The following is a 20,826-nucleotide window of genomic DNA, read 5'->3' as shown; positions in this document are numbered from 1 at the left end:
TTGCCACGGAGGCACGGAAGGCACGGAAAAAATTTGGTGAATTTCAAGGTCTCTGTAATAACTATTTATTCCACCACATCTTCTTACCGGTTTAAAACTAATTTATAAATGGTGGTTTTACCATTGATGAGCACGGAGCAAAAATATATTCCTGAAGGCAATCTGCTCCCATCAAATGCAAACTGATAATCACCTGCTGACTGTGCTTCATTCACCACCAACTGCTTTACATTCAGGCCCGACTCATTGTACAAATCAATACTCACGCTGGCAGCATTTGTAAGCCTGTAGCTGATCGTGGTAAGTCGTACAAATGGATTGGGAAACGCGGTGACCTGATCATCAGCAACTGAAGAATGAATACCTGTCGCAGTATTCACTTGAAAAGCAGGCAGCTTTATATCATCCAGCCAGCCGGCATCTGCTCCATTGGAAAAGTAACCGTCTTTTGCATAGACCCATTTAAAGTTGTGTAAGCCACTGTCAATTGCATAGGAAGATACTGCCCATGCCGATTCACCTGACCAGCTATTTTGCACTACACCATCAATATAAAATGCAAGTGAATCATATCCTGCTTCGGAAGAAACTTTGTGCGCGAAAGAAATCTCATCCTCAAACTGAACCGGCAAAACTATTTCAAGAGTGGTAGACTGAAAATTATTTACGTTGCCTGACTTCGTACAATAACTTCCCTCATAAGCATTTTCAGTGGTAGTGAACCAATTGGCAATGCCGCTTAACTGCCATTCATACGAAGTGAAATCATTGGTTTCAAAATCTTCGATTGCAGGACTAATCACTGTTATGAAATTATTTGAACTGCTGTAAGCACCCGCCATCAGATCACAGGTCAAGATCACATCAATGCCAAAAATTGCAGCAGGCGCAACAGTAATTTCAAACGTAGCTGTTTGATTTTCTCCGGCATTAAGGTTGCCAATGTTATACGTTGCACTGCTGACAGTAATGAAATTGCTGTTGGAAGAAAGCGTAGCAATTGCATTTCCGATATCGCTGTGTCCGTTGTTGGAAGTAGAGATGGTAACGATTGCCGTTTCAGATGGATCTAAGTATCCATCGCCGTTACCACCAATAGCATCATTGATTACCAGTGAGTTCACAGCAGGCAACGGCGCATTAAGCAAAATGGAAAAGGAAGAACTCCAGGTATTCGAATTGTTATCTGTAATTATGCAACTGAAGAAAGCCACATGTCCATCTGGTACATTGTCTCCGACTGTGAATGCAAATGCATTGGTTTGAATGACAGCAGTATTACTTTGAATTGTATTGTAGGATGCAGCGGCATCAGTAATATTTATAAACGGATCGGAGGTGGCAATCGTTGCTGTTACGCCTACAGCAGCAGTCAGTCCAAGGTTTTGCAAAGTGACATCCAGCGTGATCGCTTCATTAAAATCAGCAAGTCCGTTGTAATTACCTGTGATATCATTGATAACATTTCCACCATTAAAAACAAATGGACCGGCGGGTTGAGTTGCCGGAATAGCAGCGATATACGGTGTTTTATTGTATCCGGTAATCGTCAGTGTTAAAGTATCATTAATAATAAGCGGATCAAATGAAAGATCTGCAAGTCCACCCGTGATGGTTGCAGTAGCAAGAATATTTCCATTCACAGAAAGACAAGCCAGCGCATTTTCAGCATCACAAGTAATAATAAAATGAGTGCTGCCCAATTCAATAGTCGGATTATGCACAGCGAGCATTAGTGTTGGTTGCGCTGTTCTTATCTCTAAGGAAGGATCACCAAATACTATCCAGGTATCCGTCATGTTGTAGCCGGTGGCGCCATACTTATCATTCATGCTGAAACAACCGTTGACAGATAACCCGCCAAAAGTCCGTTTGATATTTCCCGTATAGCTTTCAGAAAGTATGGAATGCATCTCATCCTGTGCTTCCATCGGTTCTGCCCAGGCCTGCAAAATGGTAGACATAAAAGAAGCCACAGTACCGGTTGGCAAACCATTGTGATTTGAACGCGCAAAAGATTCCGCAAGACAGGTTGTGCCTGTAAAATTTCCAACGCTGCAACCTACCACCCACATAAAAGGCCATTGTGTTGTGTTCGTCAGGTTGTTTGCATCGGTGATGGAAAAGTCGGTGGTGCTCAGACTGCTTCCACTTCCATGACCAGTGTAACTGATGATGCCTGTTCCATTGTCGATCAATGTTGAAAGGTCATTCGCAACAGGATTGCCCGGCGCATCAGCGTTGCCGTGTGTTCCATCAAACAAGGCTGCAACGTCAGTGTAATTGTAACCGAGTAATTGTGTCCTGATAAGATCCTGATGTTCGTAATCCGCTTCACCATCGTCACCAATTCCCCCGCCTTCATTGGAAGCAATGCAAATACCTTTTGCAAAGTGATCATCATTCAATGGCGTTTTTTCATAGGAAATTGTTTTGTTCACCTGGTTGATGATGTCCGATTCAGACTCAGCGGAAAAGCGTCCGACAAAAATTTCCTGGTAATGATCTTCACCTGAAATATAACCATAGTCATTGTCAGCATCACCGGCGGAAGTGCTGCCTGCTGCAACTTGTGCTGCATCACCTGCCAGTAAAAGATAAGTCAGTCCGTGAGTATTGTAATAATTCGCGACGTAATTTTTTATGGAAGTTTTATCATTTCCAATGGTGGCAACATCCACCATTTCAGTATGCATTCCTCGTTGAATTTTCCAATCTACCAATGGCTGCATTGCATTCATAAACGGACCGGAACTTATGATGAGCATATTGCCTTCTTCCTCCAACGGATTATAACGGGTATCCTTTTCAAAATTCAGAAATTGATTTGAATACAATCTGTTGAACTCCGGATCAGTTTTAATTTCAATGCCTGCATTTCTGTGAAATACATTTATTGCAGGTTGAGTATCAGGAAAAATTGTGACTGTAATTTCCGAATACACACGCAATGTTTTGGTAACAGCATTGTATTGAAAAGGACAAACGATCACTGTTTGTCCGCGAAAGTCACGGAGAATATATGGCTCACGCAACGCTGCAAGTTGCCTGGGAAAGAAATTGTTTTCGCGGTAAGCTTCACCGTAAGTATAAGCAACTGATGCAGGATCAATATCTCTTTTTAATGATCCTTTGGAAGGCGCTACGATTATATTTTCATAATCAGTGTACAGACTTCCTGTAACAGATACTTCCATGTTTTTGTCGTCAGGAACAATAATGCTTGCTGTGAGTTTGGGAAGATCAGGAAATCCCTTTTCAAGCATTGGAGTTCCCTGATCAATATTTATGATTACCGCTTCCCCGGAATCAGTGTTCACCCTTTTTTGAATCAATTTGCCCGCTTCAAATTTGATGGTGATTTTATCAGCATCATCATTCACGAGTGAGACCGTTGTTTTTCCGGTAGAAAATGATTGTGCGAAGGAAACGACTGTAAACATTAACAACCATAAAATGGTGCTGATTACACAGTATGTTTTGAGCGTAAAGATTTTTTTCATACCTGGAAATTAAAACTGCTAAATGTAAACGGTCAGGTTGACAAAACTAAACTAAATGGAGTAAAACAAATATGGAGACTATACTTCAAACATTAGATGATAGGTTTCTGAAGTAACAATTTATATGACCTCAAAAAAGCATGGAATTAAGATATAAAGGACAATTCATCTGCGATATTGACTTGCATACAATTTCGTTTTTAAAGAACGGAGCACTTTATTTGGGATAGGTCCGAGAAAACAAATAGATCGGGTGGCATATTTCTCTGCTAATTTTTCTTCCCCAAATCAAACAACACCTGCACATACGCCATTCTTCCAACATACGGACCACCGTACACTTCAAACTTCATATTATTCAGCAAGTTGCTCGCTCCGATTTTTACGGTCATATCAATCTTTGGAACAACTTTATTGATCTGTGCATCCACCTTTCCATACGTAGGCACTTCACCGGTAAATTGTGGTGAGCCCTCATATAAAAATCCTTCTACCCATTTGTAATTAATGCTGAAACCATAGTTGTTGAAAGGTATCACTGGAAGTTTTTTCCAGATCTTATTCAGGAAACCAATGTTGATGGCAATGTCGCGGCCACTGATACCGACATTGAATTTATTTTCAGGTGTATTGAAAGCGGGAACGATCGGATCAGTAGAACCCTGAAGGTTAAGCTTGTTGTAAGAATAATTTCCATTGATGGAAAAATAATCTTTGAAGTAGTAATTCAATCCAATAGAAAAACCGGTAGTTGTTACTTCGTCTTCGGTATTGGCTGCTACACGATAAACATCAAAACCATTGAGCCGCTTGATGATGTCGTTGTAGTCAATCACTGCTCCCAATTTGTAACCGATAAAGTAACGGTACCAACTGTAGTAATAACTCATATCAAGAAACAAGTGTTGAAACAATGAAGCGCGATAACCTACTTCAATACTTTTCACCTGTTCGGGCCGTATCGGCTTCACATTAAAAAATACGAGCGTATCGTAGTTCTGCGTATTGATATTATCAAACAGGGAAGGAAGCGTAACCAGCGAATCAAAACCGTTGAGATTACCCACCAAAAGGGCCGGGCCCACATTATAATACAAGTATTGATCTGTCAATGTAGGATTTCGAATGGCGGAAGAGAAAGATGCCCTGAAACTACTTTTGTTCAGGGTGTAAACAGCAGACACCGCAGGAGAAAAAAGCACATCAAAATTTTCATTCTTATCCATGCGCAATGTGGCATTGATCTTTAGCAGACTGTCAAGAAAACGTTTTTCAAGACCTGCATACGCACCATATTCCCAATTGGTGATTTTTACGCCATTGGTATCGCTGAAAATCGTGCCGTGTGAATTAGGCCGGTAGGTTCTGTAATTAGCACCTACGGTAATGTTCATGAAACGCGGCGTGAATTTGTATTCGCCATGCAGATGATACAGCGCTGACTTATCATAAAATTTCGATCCGCCATCTGCATAGGATTCATGTGTGGTAATGTAATTGAATGCGGAATCAAACGATGCTGTTCCCGGAACATAAAACGCATGCTGGCCGGGACTGATACTTTGGTTGTTCGCGTAATTCTCCGCATTGTTGTGCAGAGAGTCAATGAGCGAAGTGTAATTCAGAAGCAGAGAACTGATGCTGTCTATATATTCCTGGTAAGCATTTGGATTGTCAGGATCAAACACAAAAGTTGGATAACCTGGAATATCCCTGATGATGGGAACACCTTGAGTAGAATAATTGGTGAAATAATCAGTGCCCCAATCTACATTGCTTTTGGCTCCGTTTTCAAGAAGTAATGCTGTGAAGTAGGCGTCATACGATTTGCCGGCATTTTCATTGGTGGCATAAGCGCGAATAAAAAATTTATCCTTTTTCTGCAACTCAATCCTGTTTTGAAAAAACAAAATGTCTTTCAGTGAATACCGGTTATCACCTTGATAAACGGTTGTGCCGGATCCAAAGTTAGTTGCGTAAATCAGTTGTAAATCCTGACGAATTTTATAATGAAAAGCACCTGTTAATTTATAGTTGCGGGTATTGTAATCTACGAGATCAGTTTCAAGATAACCGGTGCGGTAAAATCGCCCGAGTCCCGGATACGCTGCAATGCTTTTTGAATAATCGTGTGCGAAATAAAATTCATCGCCATAACGATTCACCGCATCATAACCGCCGGGATTGCTTTGATCGTCCTGCGTTTCAAAAACCGGATCAAGGTTGGTGGCTTCCCAATCGTTAGCACGCAATAAGAACCCATTGATTTTATAAGCAAATTTTTCTACGCCAGATTTATTTTTGAATACCTGATCCCAACGCAAAGCACCTTCAAACAAACTGCGTTCGCCGCCTTTGAGGGAGATGGAAAATCCCGGCGTCTGGAACGGATCTTTGGTGGTCATGCTAATCACGCCATTGAAAGCATTTGGACCATAAAACGCTGAACTCGCACCAACTACCAGGTCTACTTTTAAGACATCAAGATCCGGTGCGCCTAAAAAATTGCCGAGCGAAAAACTGAGTCCCGGCGCCTGGTTGTCAACGCCATCAATTATCTGTAAGGAACGAACCGGTGAAGTGGAATTGAAACCTCGTGTATTGATGATCTTGAATCCAAGACTTGCGGAAGTAACATCCACACCTTTCAGTTGACCAAGACCTTCATAAAAATTAAATGCAGGAGTCTGACGAATGGCAATCTGGTCCATTGATTCAACCGTAAGCGGAGATTCTTTTTGTTTTTCTGAAATGCGGCTGCCGGTGATTTCCACTTCTTTCAAAATTACTTTGTCAGCATTCAATTTGATGGTGACAGCATTCGCGGCATCTTTTATTGTTACATCAAGATGGAGGTAACCGAGATAAGTAACAGTGAGCGTTACCGGAAGTGATTGCGCAAGAGTCAGTGAAAATTTTCCGTCTTCATCTGTTACGGTACCGTTGGTAGTTCCCTTGATTACGACGTTGGCACCAATAAGAGCTTCTCCTGTTTGCGCATCCTTAACGGTGCCTCTGATAGTTTGCGCAATGCCATGGTGTGCCAGTATCAACAGGCAGCATGCAAGGGTTAAGCGTAGTAGCATAAGCAGGGCGTTGTGATTTACTTCTGTTAATATAGGTAAAGGATGAGTATTTCAAAATTTTTGCAAAGCTGCTTGCAAATAAAATCGGAGGAATATTAACTTTTGCAGTTTTACACGCTTGCCTGACGCCTGAAAAAAACTACTTTTCAGAAGCGGATTGTCCATTTCAATTCTGAGTATAACCTGAAAAACTGTGTAAGTTCACATCCTGAACAATCACTGAATTGAACGTTGAGAGTTTTTCATGATCCATCCCAAAAGAAGTTTTTCAAGATACCTGAATATAAGGAAGCTTCATCCGGTGGCCATTACTGCTCAGGATACTGTCAACGTTTTTTTTATCGACGGTGAACATCAATATGACATTACTGATTTTCATGCATTGATTTCACTGAAACCTTTTACAATAGCAATAAATGCAGCAGCCATTAAATTTCTAAATCCTGAAAATGGTATTCTGCATATAGCAACCAATGAAACGCTATTGGGAAAACTTCACCTTCAATCAGCCGGCTTAGAAAAATTCAACGGTAACACGCTGTGTATCTTTGAAGCAAAACTTTCCTATCATCCCCTTTCGTTTTTTGCAGCTCTCTGGAATTCCATTTTATTATCACTGAAAAACAGCACCAATAAAAAATCGCAAAACTTTGTGGTACCACCAAAAGACCTTTTAAAGTTGTTCGTTTTCAGTCTAAAACCACGACCGGTTTTCCTGGTTTCGGTGCAGCATCAAAATGGATTTGATGTTTTTCCGGTTGACATTGCAGGCTGCATTTCCGATACGCATCGTATTTTCAGTATCCGCACCACGAGTGCTGCCATCCCTCATATCCTGGCTACCAAAAAGATTTGTTCCTCTTCTGTTCCCTATGAGCAACGCCACGCTGTTTATCAACTTGGCCGGCATCATGCAGGTGGAATTATACCGCAGGAGGCTGCAACAATGGAATTTATTCCATCAACGCAATGGAAAATTCCGGTGCCTGCTTTTGCTATTCAGACAAATGAGTTGCTTTTAGAACACACTTTTCAAAAAGGGGTGCATTCGCAATTTATTTTCCGTGTGGCGAACAGCTATCAGCTTAATACGGGCCTTGAACTCGGATATACACCCTGGTTTAACCGCAACTATTTTAAAAATAGTTTTGACCTTCCCAAATAAGAAAACATGCTGCAAAAGTTATTCAGAAGCGCACCATACAGGAACATCAGGACCATTATATTTCCTTATAAAAAGATGGCCGATGAATTTTATGATGCATTATATGTATCGATGAATGGAGCGACCTTGTTTGCGCCTGAAAATATTTATAGCATTGATTATGCGGTTAAGCATTTGCCGTCAACTGATCCGGTGATAGAGATCGGATCTTTCACAGGTATGTCAACCTGTATGCTCAGTCACATGCTGGAGCTGCACAACAGGAAAAATATTTTAATCAATATTGATAAATGGGAATTTGAAGAAAAAGAAAGAAATTATTATTCCCGTGTTTTAAAAGTATCACCGGGAGAAATGAAGGCGTACGTCCGTGATTCATTCCTTCGCAACGTCCGGTTTTTTTGTGCCGGACGTTTGCCACATACCTTCGAAATGTTTTCAGATGAATTTTTTGAATGCTGGAAACAACGTAAACCAGTAAACAACATTTGGGCAGAACCGGAAACTTTGGGCGGACCTATCAGCTTCGCCTATCTCGACGGCAATCATCAATATGAATTTGTGAAACGTGATTTTGAAAATGTGCATAGCCATCTTGTACAAGGCGGATTTGTTTTTTTTGATGATTCCGCTGCTCACATTGCTACCGGAATGCGCGATTTCATGAAAGAGATGAAAGCAAGAAAGGACTATGAAGTTGTGTTGAAGAATCCTAATTACTTATTCAGAAAGATTGATTGAAAGTTGACTGTTAGCTCAGGCAATTTTTCTTCCCACAAAAAAATAAATAATTACCTGTATCCATTGTGAGACGGCCATGGCGATAAATATGGCTGTAAATGGTTCAGGTAAAATCCTTACGAACGAAAATATCAGTGCGGCACTTAGCGCTATAAAAAGAAAAGAGATGATGACCACTATATGTTGCCTGTTGTTTCTGAAGAGCCGGTATATCAAAGGCGCATAGTAAAATCCGGGTATTACGATCAGCCATCCAAGCAGAAAGATCAGCGGATCATACTGAAAACGGTAGATCCATTCGAGCAATACTGACGTAGCGAAAACCGCAATGGCTGCTATCAGCATACCGACAATAAAAAGGCGGAGCGCCATTTTACGGATCGAAGCAACGGGCAACCGGTAGATGATAGCTAGATACGGAATCAGCAGGATCGGAATGGAAAGTTGAGTGGCCTGCAACAAACTCATGAGCACCTGGTAACGTGCGATTTCTTCTTTGCTGAAAAATGAAGTGACACAAATCAGATCGATTTTAGAAGCCAGCATGCCGGTGAAATAAAGCAGGAAGAATGAAAATGCAAGCACGAAATAAATGTGATCAAAACTTTTGAAGAATACCGGAAATACCCGATTGCGATAAATGAAAATGATGGCTGCTGCTTTCAGAAGTTCCGTGCAGGCAAACCAACTCAACAATTGGGAAAGTTCAGCAGGGTGTAAAAAAAAGATGGCAGCACCCAGCAAGATGAATCCGGATGATTCCAGCAATAAGGTGATACCAAAATTTCTCCTGAATACAATGATGGAATCATACGACATGTAAACAAAGCGAGCGAGAAGATAAACCGCTACCCAGGTTTTAATACTAAAAGGAAGCGGAAGAAAAATAAGTACACCTAATAAAATTGCGACCAGCAAACTGCGACTGCCAAAACTTTGCTGCCAGACCAACCTGATGGAAGAAGGATCTGCACTGAAGTTGCGGATCAGGTAATCTTTATTTCCCCAGGCCATAATATTACCTGCGATGGTGATCCACAACATCACTTGCACCATTTCGCCCCATAAGGCAGCAGACAACCACCGCACCACCAGTGCTGCTATCACCACATTAAAAACCATCGGAACAAGGTTATAAGCAGCGCTTGCTGAAAGCAATAATAACCGTTGACGGAATTTTTTGAAGGGTAGTGCAATCATTTATCGGAGAAAATGTAGCGAAGTCATGTCGTATAAACTTAGATATTTTCCGCATAGGTAAACTTTGGAAATGATTTGCAGGCAGCAAGATAAACAGCCAAAGTTGATACAGCCGCCGATTGCAAATTCGCATTTGACTATGATAAACCCGAAAACTATTTTTACAATCTTTTAGAATCAGTTTTGAAATCAATTAATTTTTTTACAATGCTCTTTGGTTCGGCTTGCCAGAAGCGCACCCTGAACGCAGCCGAAGGGTAAGCGATGTAACAATTATATTGATTGATTTCAAAACAACTTCTTAGGCACAAAAACATGCCTGTTAAATTCAACAATCCATAAATTTTTTATACGCCTTCACCGTTTCTGACATGCTGAATAATTCCACCGGAGAAAAGTCAGGATCATGAAGCGTAAGAATTTCTTTCAACGCATGTACCATGTCCGTTTGTTCTGCACAGACTTTTATTTTTTCATGATCTGTAATTCTTCCCACATCAAAACAAATTACATACATGCCTGCTTCCAATGCTTCAGAGATTACTGTGGATTGGCCTTCGTAGCCGGAAGTGTGCAGTAAGACTTTTGACTGCATCATTTTTTCTCTTACCTCTTCGCGGGTAAGCGCTCCGTTAAATTTAATCTGATCGTGGAGTTGCAGTTCATTTACGAGTTGCGCTAACATGGGTCGTTCACTTCCTTTGCCGACGATTTCAACTTTCAGATTTGAAAATTCTTTTTTTACTGTTGCAATAATCCGGATGGCAATATCAACCTGCTTCAGTACTATCAGTGATCCTGCAATGAGTATATCAATCGGTCTTTCAACGGTAGTTGCATCTATTGCCGTTTTGTGCAATACACCCATCGGAATGATGGCCTCCGCTTTTTTGCCAGTGGAAATCAATAGCTCTTCATACATTTTACGAGTGAAGACGACGACAGTGAGCTTTTTGAAATTCAAACGCTGCAGATACGGATTTGATTTTTTTACATCCTGACCAGCGGCAATTGCAATATGCCTGACACTGGAAAATCGTGAAAATAGTTGCCCAACATAACTTGCTTCCGTAAGAAAATAGGAAAGCACCACGCTTTGCTTTTTTTTCTCCTCACCTGTAGTCCCTCTCCAATGGAAAGTGAAATACCAATTTTTAAAACTGCCCTTCCATAATAATAGTTGAAGAAATATTTTCATCCACGTGATTAACTTGTATCCGCCGGTTTTATCATGCCCACCTGCAGCATAAACAGGTATCGAATGCCATGAATAAGATTGGGATGTATGAGGATATTGAAAGGCAATGATGCGGATAGTGTCTTCAGGAAAATTTTCTTTCCAACCCAAAACAAAATCCTGCAACGCCGGAATACAACTGGTATCCTGTTCATTTATCGGAAAACCGGGCGTGAGAATAATCAGTTGGAGTGGTTGTGTCATTCAACAAATAGAAAAATATTGATGGAAAAGCAAGTGCTGATCTTTAAATGCAATGCTATGGCTAAAGATATAAAGTTGAACAATACCGATATCCTTCTTGCAAAGCAATCTCGACCAGGTAAGCAAATTATCGTTCGGCTTTGTCACAGCCATTTAAACATTCAACCATCTCATCATTTATCAATCACAACTCCATTGCATCCTTCAGCTACCACGATTAATTCCACAAAAAAACCCGTGCATCACATTGACTCACGGGTTTTTCTTATCAGGAAAAAAAATCAACGTTGTATCACAATGGGCTTTGATATCACAGTTGCTCCATCATTAAGCTGGAGATTGTAAACACCATTGGCCAATAAAGTATTCAATTGTAATGAACCATTGTATTGACCTTGAACCAGGGTTACTTTTTCTGTCTGCACTAACTGTCCGATCGTGTTGTAGAGATTCAGAGCAGCAACTTTGTTTGCATCATTATTAAGATTCAACTGCACGGTCACATTTCCATCAGTTGGGTTCGGGTAAATGGAAAAATTGCTTGCTGCTATGGCCGGACTGTTCACTACTCCGGTTGCTGAATCAGGAATGAAATTAACTGTAAGCGTATAATTTCCTTCATCAGCAGCATGACCTTCCACTACAATGAATAAATTGATTGGCACATTTCCCTCATAGAATTTGATGGAAGCATTATTGCCGGTACAAAGCACCCCGTTATTGTCATTACTGTTTTGATGAACACCGGCTTCTGTTATCAGGTGCACGTAGGTATTGAATCCTGAAGTGGTTTCACAGGTTGAAATTTCCAATGTTCCGGAAGTGTCGGTGAGCGATAATGAATAAAAAACATCCGGCGAAGGTTGTTGCGTGATGTTGGTATAATCGCTCGTCCAGCAATTGGAAGAAAGGTTATCACGCGTATCTATGTACGGTAATGTCGTGATCACAATTGGATTCAGTTGTGTATTCCCGGTAGGAGTAGCTTTCACGAGTACCATCACTTCAACAGAGTATGCACTGTTACCTGAGCAAGTCACCTTGCAACGATAGTAGGTAGTAGCAGTAACCGTAACGGTGGCAGTAGTGTCTGTTTGTCCGGCCAGCGGTGTGTAAATAACGTTGTCAGCAGATGATTCCCATTGATAGGTTTGTCCCAGTCCGGTGGAATTTTCCGTGAGGGTAAGTGTAATTTCCGCAGGCACATCAACAGCACAAAAAGACTGAACAGACGCTGATGCTACACCTGCATTGGGTGGTACCAGGCAAGGTGGCTGATCAACAATGTTGATGGCAAAATCTTCTGTTTCTCCAAATTCATATGTTCCACAGGCGGCAGGTACCGATTCTCCTTCAGCAATAATTATGCGCATGCCGGTTTTGCCAAGTTGAGTTACACCGGGAATAGTAAATACACCATCAGGAATGCTGTGCAAATCAGTAGTCGGTCCGTATGAATAAACCAGCTCATTGGCATTGTAAACATTGTTCTGATTATAGTCAATGTACACCGCAACATACGCTTCATAAAACTGTCCGGTGCATGCACCATTGTCAATCTGAATAGTTACAGGACCGGATTTGGCAACCTGCAGATCAATCGCTGTATTATCAGTGTACGTTTCGCAGGCAGCAGGTGATGTTCCGAACACCTGGTTGCCAATTTTAATGGTATCAATTTTCGTGTCATCATCTTTCAATGCATAGGAAGCACAGTAACAGGCATAGAATGGATTCATATTAACCTGTACTCCGGTGGAGAAAGTAAATTCACCGGAATTATCACAGGTTACCTTGCAGCGATACCAGGTTGCAACTGTTTGCGACTGTGTTCTGGTGGCAGAGGTGGCACCATTGATGTTGTTATAATTATTGTCAGTAAGACTGGATTGCCACTGGTAAGAGATACCTGTGCTGGTCTCGTAATTGGCAATTGATAATTCAAAGAGCTCATCCGGACAAACAGAAGATTGTGTAGCAAGTGTTGCTCCCGGACTTGGTGATCCGGTACAAGCCGTAGCTGCTGTAATGTTCAATAGATAATCTTCCGTTTCTCCATAGGTATATTCACCGCAGGCATAGGGAATCGAATCTCCTTCTGTAACAATCACACGCATACCCGTCACGCCTCCCGGCGCTACCGTGGGAAAAATAAAGGTATAGTCGGGTATGGAATTGAAATCGGTGACCGGTCCGTAGCCATACACCAGTTCTGTGGCTTCTTCGTAAACTCCATTCTGGTTGTAATCAATATAAACACCAACGTACGAATCATAAAAAAATCCGCTGCAGGAGCCATTGTCAATTTTCATGGTAACCAGTTCTCCGGCACTTACATTTCCGGGTACGGCTGTATAATCAGTATAAGATTCACAAGTGCCCGGCGATGAACTGGTACTGATATCCGCCATCTGAAACGAATTGATTTTTGAATCGCTGATATCGGCAGCATAAGATGCGCAGTAGCATTCGTAAAAAGGATTTAAACCCACCAGCAACGAATTGGAAGTGCCTGTTGCGCCGCCTGCGTTACAGGTTACTTTGCAATGGTAATAATTTGCTGTCGACTGCGTGTAAACTAGTGTGGAAGCTGTTGCACCCGGAATGGTTGTCCATGGATCATTACCATCCGGAGAATATTGCCACACATAAGAAAGACCTGGCGTAGTTGGCGCATTTTGCAATGAAAGGGTAAATGGTTCATTTACACAAACGGAAGCGGAGGTAGAAAGGGTGTTGCCTGGATTAGGTGTACCAACGCAGTTCGCTTCAAAAGTCAATTGAATGGCTGGACGTTTCTTGATGAGTGTACCATAGTCAGCAGGAGGGATAAGGTCATCTTCCCAAAACTGGCAACGATAGCTGGTGGTAGTAGATTGGCGGAATAGTTTGGCGTCATAATTTTCTCCACCGAATTCCCCGTAATTCGTTTCTACCAACACCAACAGGTTATTGCTGCTGTAGTTAAAAGCTGTACCCAGCTCAATGGTAACCCAGTTGTCTGCAGTGAGCATGTCGGATGTAATTACTCCGTTAAAAACCTGCGTGGAACCGAAAGCCTGAGTATAATAAATGGAGGAAGTAAATGAATTCGGAGCAACTGATTTCATCCGGATGATTACCGGAGTAGCAGCAGCGGGATTGTTCTTTGAATTCAGGTAAAATCCAACCTTCGTGATGCTTCCACCCTGGCCTATTTCGCTCGAAGTATACAGCATTGCTGTGCGCTCGTAGCCGTAAAAGCAGCCGAGTGGTTTTCGGTTCGATGAATCATTTGGATTTGAGGCTGGAACAGTAATCACCTGCGCTGTGGCAAATTGAGTAAAAAAGTAGCAACAGGTGATCAACCAAAGTGCTTTCCGGACTTGACGAATGCAGAAGCGGGTAGATAATACAGTTAACATACAGGTGTTTTTTTGAAAGATGTTTAGTAACGGTTGTATCAAATGGTCTTTAAATAAGGTGATTTTTTTACTTAAAACGTGGACGAAAATACAATTTCTAATGAATCCAAGTGAATACATTTCCTCTATGTTGTCAACCGGCTTTTTCAGGTATCTATATGTTCATTATATATCTTTTTCTGACAATGTAATCCTGTAAAAGTGCGGGAATAATTGCTTCGTGGCCATTTGATTTTTCTCGCAAAAGCGCAAGCCCCAAAGTTTTATACTCCTATTTCCTTTGCGACTTTACGTCTTTCCGAACAACTTCTTTTTAAACATTTTGGTACATAATTCAGAACTCTAGACAGAAAACAAACCCTGGCGATCTGTCTTTGCATTTTGCTAATCGTAAAGATTAACTGAACAGTTAATTTATAGTTTGACATTCACCCACGATGTTTGTGCTGCACCTGTGCATCAATCATTTGCTATATTGTTCCGGTCAAACAATATGAAACAGTTCATAAATCCCATAGCTGAAATGTCGGCAAAAGGGCAACTGACCGGCCTGCTGCTGATCGTTGCCACTTTACTTTCATTATTCATCAGTAATTCTCCCTACCGGGAAAGTTATCTGCATTTCTGGCACCTTGAAGTGGGCAGTTCCTTTTTTCAACTATCGGTTTCTCATTGGATCAACGATGGACTGATGGTGATTTTTTTCTTTATGGTCGGGTTGGAAATCCGCCGCGAAATTGTGCATGGCGAACTCTCAGATATCCGGCAATCGTTGTTGCCGGTTTTGGCCGCTGTTGGCGGCATGATCATGCCTGCATTATTCTTTGTACTCTTCAATCAGCACACGGATTTTCTGCAGGGCTGGGCAGTTCCAACTGCAACAGATATTGCCTTTTCTCTTGGTATCTTGTCACTCATGGGTAACAAAGTACCGTTTGCCCTCAAAGTTTTTCTGACCGCGTTGGCCATCATCGACGATTTAGGAGCTGTGCTGGTGATCGCCATTTTTTACACCAGTGAAATCAATCTCGGACAATTACTATATGCTGCGTTGATCATTGCTTTTTTATACACGCTTCAAAAATTCAGGGTGCGTCCTGTTATCTTTTATCTCCTACCGGGAATTATAGTGTGGTGGTTCATTCTGCATTCCGGCGTTCATGCCACAGTTGCCGGTGTGCTGCTTGCTTTTTGTGTACCCATGAATGCCGTAGAATCAATGGAACATGCATTGCAGAAGCCGGTGAACTATCTCATACTGCCATTTTTTGCCCTGGCGAATACCGCCATTGTTTTTCCTGACGGAGGAGCTGCTTTGTTACTCCATCCGCTGAGCCTGGGAATTATTGCCGGATTACTGCTCGGAAAACCTCTGGGAATTATGCTGTTCTCCTGGATCGCCATTAAAGCCGGATGGGCGCAATTACCGCTTCAGGTTACCTGGAGAAAACTGCTGGCAGCAGGATTTGCAGCAGGTATTGGCTTTACCATGTCGATCTTTATTGCAACACTCGCATTTTCTGATGCTGCTGTTTTAGACACTGCGAAACTCGCGATACTCGTTGGGTCGCTATTGTCGGGATTGGCGGGGGTGATGCTGCTGGCGAGCGAAAGGTCAATTGGGAATTAGTCATTGAGTCATTAGTCATTGAAATAAATTGGACTCAAAGAAATCAATTTGATCAGTATGTACCTGGGAGTTCAACAACCTAAACAATATCAACCCTTAAACATTTCAAACACTTAAAAGACAATTCCTAATTCTCAATTCCCTCCAACAAAAACTTCCCCTCACCCAGCTTCTTCACCTTCGCCATAGGCATGCTTGCAGAATGAAAGAAAAGACAGGTGTAATTATTTTCAGCAGCACGGTTTCCGTATTCAATGCGCTTTTCAGCAGACACCTTTCCATCGAAATCATACTTGGCGCTGAATTTCATTTGCAATTGTTTTGGTTGCGGCAATACATCACCACCATAAAAGCACGAGCCGGTTTCAGTTTTTATAGTAAACACCTGGTGATATGGCGTATGTCCGCCGCTGATTTCATACGCAATGTCGTCACTGATTTTTCCATCACCATCCAATAAAATAAGTTTTGATGAATGGCTCAGAAACTCAAGTTTGGCAAGTACAAAAGAAGGAGACTCTTTTTTCGTGAATGCATATTCAAGTTCTCTTTTCTGGCAATAATAAGTGGCATTTGGAAACATCAGATCATACACCGGCTCCTTTCCGTAACAGATGCCGCTTGCGTGATCTTTGTGTAAGTGACTCAGCAAAACAACAGCTACATCATCTGCATTGAAACCTGCACGCTGAATGTTTTCATGAATCATAAAATCCCCTTCCGCAGAAGGCAAACCCAGGCCGGGATCAATTACAATCAGTTCATTTTTTGTCCTTACCAGGAAAGGAACAATGTCAACGATTAAAGAAGCAGGCCGATCGTGAAGGTGATCTGTTAATGGATCAAAAGGGATGAATAGTTTGCTTTCATCTACTGAATAGGTGCCTTCGGAGAGCGGGAAATACATTGTTTAATTGCTAAATTGTTTAATTGTTGCTGTACTTTAATCAAGCCTAAACAGTTAAAAAACAATTAAACAATGTAACAGTTTAACCATTTAAAGAACTCACCAACTCTTTTTCCCAATCACAAAATTGCGTGCAATGTTAAACCCAATCCGGAATTCGCCATCGAGCCAGTTGGAACGGGTGAATGGCAAATACATATTTTCAAGAATACCCATAGAGTTCGAGAAATTAATGGTAAAAACGTGACCACCGGTTTCTATTTCAACACCTATACTTAAAGGATCATAAAATTCTTTGTTGCCGTTCGCATCTTTAGCATTGGTGCGATAGGATGAGAAGTTGTGATAGTAATCCGCAATCAGGGCAAAACGTTTGGTCAGTTTAACACGCGCACCTATTCCTAAAGAAAACATATCATTTTTATCTTCATAGGAAACATAGTTGCGGTGCAGCCACGTAGGTAATACTTCCAGTGAAAATCCGGGTGTGAATTTTCTTGCAATAACCGCCTGTGATACATACGACATTCTCTGTGCTGTATTTTGAAAAGAAGCATCTGATGTGCTGTCACTGGTGGCCGGTCGTCCGGTAATGCCGCCAATTCCGTATAAGGTTACACTCACCGGCATCTTATTGTCGGTAGTTTGGCGCAGCAACCTGTACTTGATATTCACATCATAAAATTGGGCGTAAGCATCAACGCCTTTGGATCTTCCGATGCCCACCTGAAGACGGTCCGTAATACCATAATCAAAGGAGAAACGAATATCTGCTGCATTGTCAAAACCATAGAAGGTGCTTATGCCGCCGGCTTCCCCTGCAATGTCGCCAAAACGATGCGCAATGTTAAAATGCAGGTTGTTCTTTTTTGCCGTTTCATTGGTTTGCGCATTTACAATACGAAATGCTTTAAAAGTAGCGCTGACAAATTCTTTGGCGGCGGGTGCTGAATTTTCATCAACGATAGCTGACAAATCGGGATCCTGTTGGGCAAATAACAGAGATGAATAGAAAAAAGTAATCAGGATGAAAATGACAGTGGAGATTTTTTTCATAAGCAACTAACTTAATGGAAGATTAAAATTTTTTCGATACAAGAGCAGGAAAATCAACCGGTGAAAATTGAAATGAGTTAAAGAAAATCCGGTGTGCGGTTCAGGCGAATACTATTTTTCAGATTTAACAGGTAACAATGATGCCTGCACTTTCACCTTCACAGTTTCGGAAATATTCTTAACTACTACTGTTGGAATAGTAATGTTGTGATCGGACAATTTAACATCAAATTCAGCCGACACATCAATGGTACCTGATTTTACGGTAATGCTTCCGGGAATAGTTCGTTTCTGGTCAACTCCGTGCAGATTAAAATTTCCGGTTACTGTAACAGCATATGTTCCATCTTTGGTAAGGTCAACCGATTCGTTGATGATGCCATTGAAAGTTGCATTCGGATATTTTTCACTCTCTATATAATTTTCATTAAAGTGCTCCTGCATCAGTGCTTTCTTAAATTCAAACGTTGACATCTTTGCTTTGAAGTAAACCGATTTGGCCTTCACATTTACAGCACCTACTACCTGTTTGCTGGTAGCATCAATGTTTTCAACAGGCGTTTCAGAGAAAAACGAAACGGTGCTGGTGGAAGAAAGAAAAACATCCTGTGCCCGGGCTGTAAACAGGCAACAAAGTGCAATTGCGAGAAGCAAATTTTTTTTCATTGTAAACTTATTCTGTGATTTACTGAAGCGGAAATATTTTTAAAAGTATGCTGAATTTCAATTACCATACCACTTCGCTAATTCTCCACCGCTCCATCTTCAACCCACGCCTGGATTTTTACAAAATCACAATCGGATAATTTTTGTGGCCCCGTTGTCAAAATAGAAGGCATCGGACTTGCCGGATCATTGACTACCCTCTCGATAAGCTTTCCATCATCCGCTTTTTCTTTAATTCCTGCATAAGAGGTAAAATCAAGTCCGGGTGTACCGCCATCTGCCTCCGATTGGTGGCAGATTCCAAAATGTTCCTGACTGGTTCCGGTGCAGTAGGTTTCCATTATTCTCTTCACGTCACCGGTATAAGTGATGGTGTCACCGATTTTTATGCAGCCAATGGTATCAAGTGCTTTCGGCCCCAGGCTTGCTTTGTCTTTCGCGCAACTGCCCATTAAAACAAGACAGGTAATTATGGAAAAGGCAAAGGTGTAGCTGATAATAAATTTCATGCTTCACAAAGGATTTAGTCGATGATGATTTTTTCAGTGTGCAAGATAGCTCCAGACTTCAATTGAAGGAGATACAATCCTGCAGACAAGTTTTCGAGGTTGAAGGAATGTGTATGCATTCCGGGGCCTTCAACAATATTTAAGAGCCTTTGCTTCATCTGGCCGTTAATGCTGTAAAGTAGCATCGTTGTGTTCGCGGATCCCGGCGTTTCATAGTGAATACTTACATTTTTAGAAGTAAGGAATTGAACAACAGGAGCACCGGTGCCGGTCAATTCTTCAATGCCGATATTGTTGTCGGCAAGAATTTGCAAAGAACTGGTATAAATGTGATCGCCTGTGCTCTCATCATTATTATTGGCTGCATTACCACCGGCATAAAATGTTACAGGACCAACATCAGTAATAGGAGCTGTCCAGCTTATGTTCCAGACCTTCGTTGAACTCGCATTGTGATGCGAAGTGTACAACCTTCCATTGGTGCTTATCGGAAAAGAAAGATCAGAGCCGCCACTTATTTCTGCAAAGGTACCGGCCTGGGCATTGGTGCCATTCAGGGAAGTAAGCTCGAATCCGAAACGCGTTTGCGTCTCGTCGTTCACTACTACCGTTAGCGTATAAGTATTACCCGGAACATACACCATTTCAGGATCACTGAAGGCAATGCTAACGGATCCTATGCCGGAGTTGGGCGTATTATTATGACAGTCGCTGGTGCCGCATGTTAATTCACCGGGCGCACCTGTTCTTGCTGAAGGTGGTTGTATAATGTTTGTTTTCACCTCAGAAAACCTGAATATCAGGCCTGCTGTAATTGTAAAAGTTATGAGAGCTATGGTAGATTTTCGCATGTAGTAAGAGTTTTTTTAGGAGGTCAAAAATAATTGATAATCCAGCCTCCTCCAAATCGACAGATTAACGAATGCTATTTTCTTTTGGTTATCAACCTGCTGATGCTGTCCGGCCTTAACACTTTTGTGTGCAGGACTATGCTAAAAAATACCATGCAAATGTCCGGTCCTGATTTCTTACCAGGAAAACTGTATGTCAGCCTTACTTCTTTTTATCATAGCTGTCGAGAATCTGCTGCGTATGTTTTTTTGAAAACACTTTTCTGAAAATCCTTTCAATGTTTCCTTTTTCGTCAATAATATAAGTGTGCCTGAAAACACCCATGTAATGATGACCGAACATTTGCTTTTCGCCCCACGTGCCGTAGGCTTCAATGATTTTCTTATCAGGATCAGCTAATAACGGAAAAGGCAGCGTGAATTTGGCTTCAAATTTTTTATGTGATTTCACATCATCCGGACTGATACCTACGATTGCAAATCCTCTTTTCTTTAGTAATGAATAGTTATCACGAAGGTTGCAGGCTTGTTCGGTACAGGTTGGCGTGTCATCTTCAGGGTAGAAGTAAACCACTACCTTTTTCCCTTTAAAATCAGCAAGCGAAACAACGTTGCCGTTTTGATCTTTTGCTTTAAATGCCGGAGCTTTATCACCAGGTGCTAACAT

The 20,826-nt window shown here is 41.5% G+C and carries 14 protein-coding genes; 3 read left to right on the top strand and 11 right to left on the bottom strand.

All coding sequences use genetic code 11. The features are described 5' to 3' along the window. Positions 1-83: 83 nt before the first annotated feature. Together IPO83_09720 and IPO83_09715 are read right to left on the bottom strand one after the other, a co-directional pair. Positions 84-3,503 (bottom strand): T9SS type A sorting domain-containing protein, encoded by a 3,420-nt coding sequence (locus tag IPO83_09720; GenBank protein ID MBK9731554.1) that lies wholly within the window; start codon positions 3,501-3,503, stop codon positions 84-86. Between the two features lie 269 nt (positions 3,504-3,772). Then, positions 3,773-6,589 carry a carboxypeptidase-like regulatory domain-containing protein gene (locus IPO83_09715; protein ID MBK9731553.1) on the bottom strand — a complete coding sequence of 939 codons (2,817 nt, stop codon included), beginning with the start codon at positions 6,587-6,589 and terminating at the stop codon, positions 3,773-3,775. 244 nt (positions 6,590-6,833) lie between these two features. Between IPO83_09715 and IPO83_09710 the strand changes: the two genes are divergently transcribed. Beyond that, the gene (locus IPO83_09710; GenBank protein MBK9731552.1) at positions 6,834-7,754 is read left to right on the top strand and encodes a hypothetical protein; all 921 of its coding nucleotides are present in this window, start codon (positions 6,834-6,836) and stop codon (positions 7,752-7,754) included. A 6-nt stretch (positions 7,755-7,760) separates the two neighbouring features. Continuing rightward, positions 7,761-8,495, top strand: coding sequence for a class I SAM-dependent methyltransferase (locus tag IPO83_09705; protein MBK9731551.1), 735 nt, complete (start codon positions 7,761-7,763; stop codon positions 8,493-8,495). A gap of 15 nt (positions 8,496-8,510) precedes the next feature. Here IPO83_09705 and IPO83_09700 read toward each other — a convergent pair whose 3' ends face one another. The 3 genes from IPO83_09700 to IPO83_09690 all read right to left on the bottom strand — a co-directional run bounded on the left by IPO83_09700 (position 8,511) and on the right by IPO83_09690 (position 14,540). After that, positions 8,511-9,695 (bottom strand): hypothetical protein, encoded by a 1,185-nt coding sequence (locus IPO83_09700; GenBank protein MBK9731550.1) that lies wholly within the window; start codon positions 9,693-9,695, stop codon positions 8,511-8,513. Positions 9,696-10,023: 328 nt separating this feature from the next. After that, positions 10,024-11,136 carry a glycosyltransferase gene (locus IPO83_09695; GenBank protein ID MBK9731549.1) on the bottom strand — a complete coding sequence of 371 codons (1,113 nt, stop codon included), beginning with the start codon at positions 11,134-11,136 and terminating at the stop codon, positions 10,024-10,026. A gap of 281 nt (positions 11,137-11,417) precedes the next feature. Further along, positions 11,418-14,540 (bottom strand): T9SS type A sorting domain-containing protein, encoded by a 3,123-nt coding sequence (locus IPO83_09690; GenBank protein ID MBK9731548.1) that lies wholly within the window; start codon positions 14,538-14,540, stop codon positions 11,418-11,420. A 493-nt stretch (positions 14,541-15,033) separates the two neighbouring features. On the opposite strand from IPO83_09690, the gene nhaA reads away from it, so the two are divergent. Further along, a complete protein-coding gene (gene nhaA / locus IPO83_09685; protein MBK9731547.1) occupies positions 15,034-16,170 on the top strand; it encodes a Na+/H+ antiporter NhaA in 1,137 nt (378 codons plus the stop codon). A 127-nt stretch (positions 16,171-16,297) separates the two neighbouring features. Here nhaA and IPO83_09680 read toward each other — a convergent pair whose 3' ends face one another. The 6 genes from IPO83_09680 to bcp all read right to left on the bottom strand — a co-directional run bounded on the left by IPO83_09680 (position 16,298) and on the right by bcp (position 20,826). Then, positions 16,298-17,077, bottom strand: a complete 780-nt coding sequence (locus tag IPO83_09680; protein ID MBK9731546.1) for an MBL fold metallo-hydrolase — start codon at positions 17,075-17,077, stop codon at positions 16,298-16,300. Positions 17,078-17,176: 99 nt separating this feature from the next. Further along, positions 17,177-18,133, bottom strand: coding sequence for a hypothetical protein (locus IPO83_09675; protein ID MBK9731545.1), 957 nt, complete (start codon positions 18,131-18,133; stop codon positions 17,177-17,179). A 111-nt stretch (positions 18,134-18,244) separates the two neighbouring features. Continuing rightward, complete coding sequence (locus tag IPO83_09670; GenBank protein MBK9731544.1) at positions 18,245-18,799, bottom strand: YceI family protein; 555 nt, start codon at positions 18,797-18,799, stop codon at positions 18,245-18,247. A gap of 77 nt (positions 18,800-18,876) precedes the next feature. Further along, positions 18,877-19,308: a hypothetical protein gene (locus tag IPO83_09665; protein MBK9731543.1), complete on the bottom strand. Its 432-nt coding sequence runs from the start codon at positions 19,306-19,308 to the stop codon at positions 18,877-18,879. Between the two features lie 14 nt (positions 19,309-19,322). Continuing rightward, entirely contained in the window at positions 19,323-20,159 is an 837-nt protein-coding gene (locus IPO83_09660; protein ID MBK9731542.1) for a T9SS type A sorting domain-containing protein, read from the bottom strand. 202 nt (positions 20,160-20,361) lie between these two features. Next, positions 20,362-20,826 carry a thioredoxin-dependent thiol peroxidase gene (gene bcp / locus IPO83_09655; protein MBK9731541.1) on the bottom strand — a complete coding sequence of 155 codons (465 nt, stop codon included), beginning with the start codon at positions 20,824-20,826 and terminating at the stop codon, positions 20,362-20,364.

This window comes from Chitinophagaceae bacterium, assembly GCA_016717285.1.
Classification (GTDB): domain Bacteria; phylum Bacteroidota; class Bacteroidia; order Chitinophagales; family UBA10324; genus JACCZZ01.
This window is presented reverse-complemented; position numbering and strand designations above follow the sequence as displayed.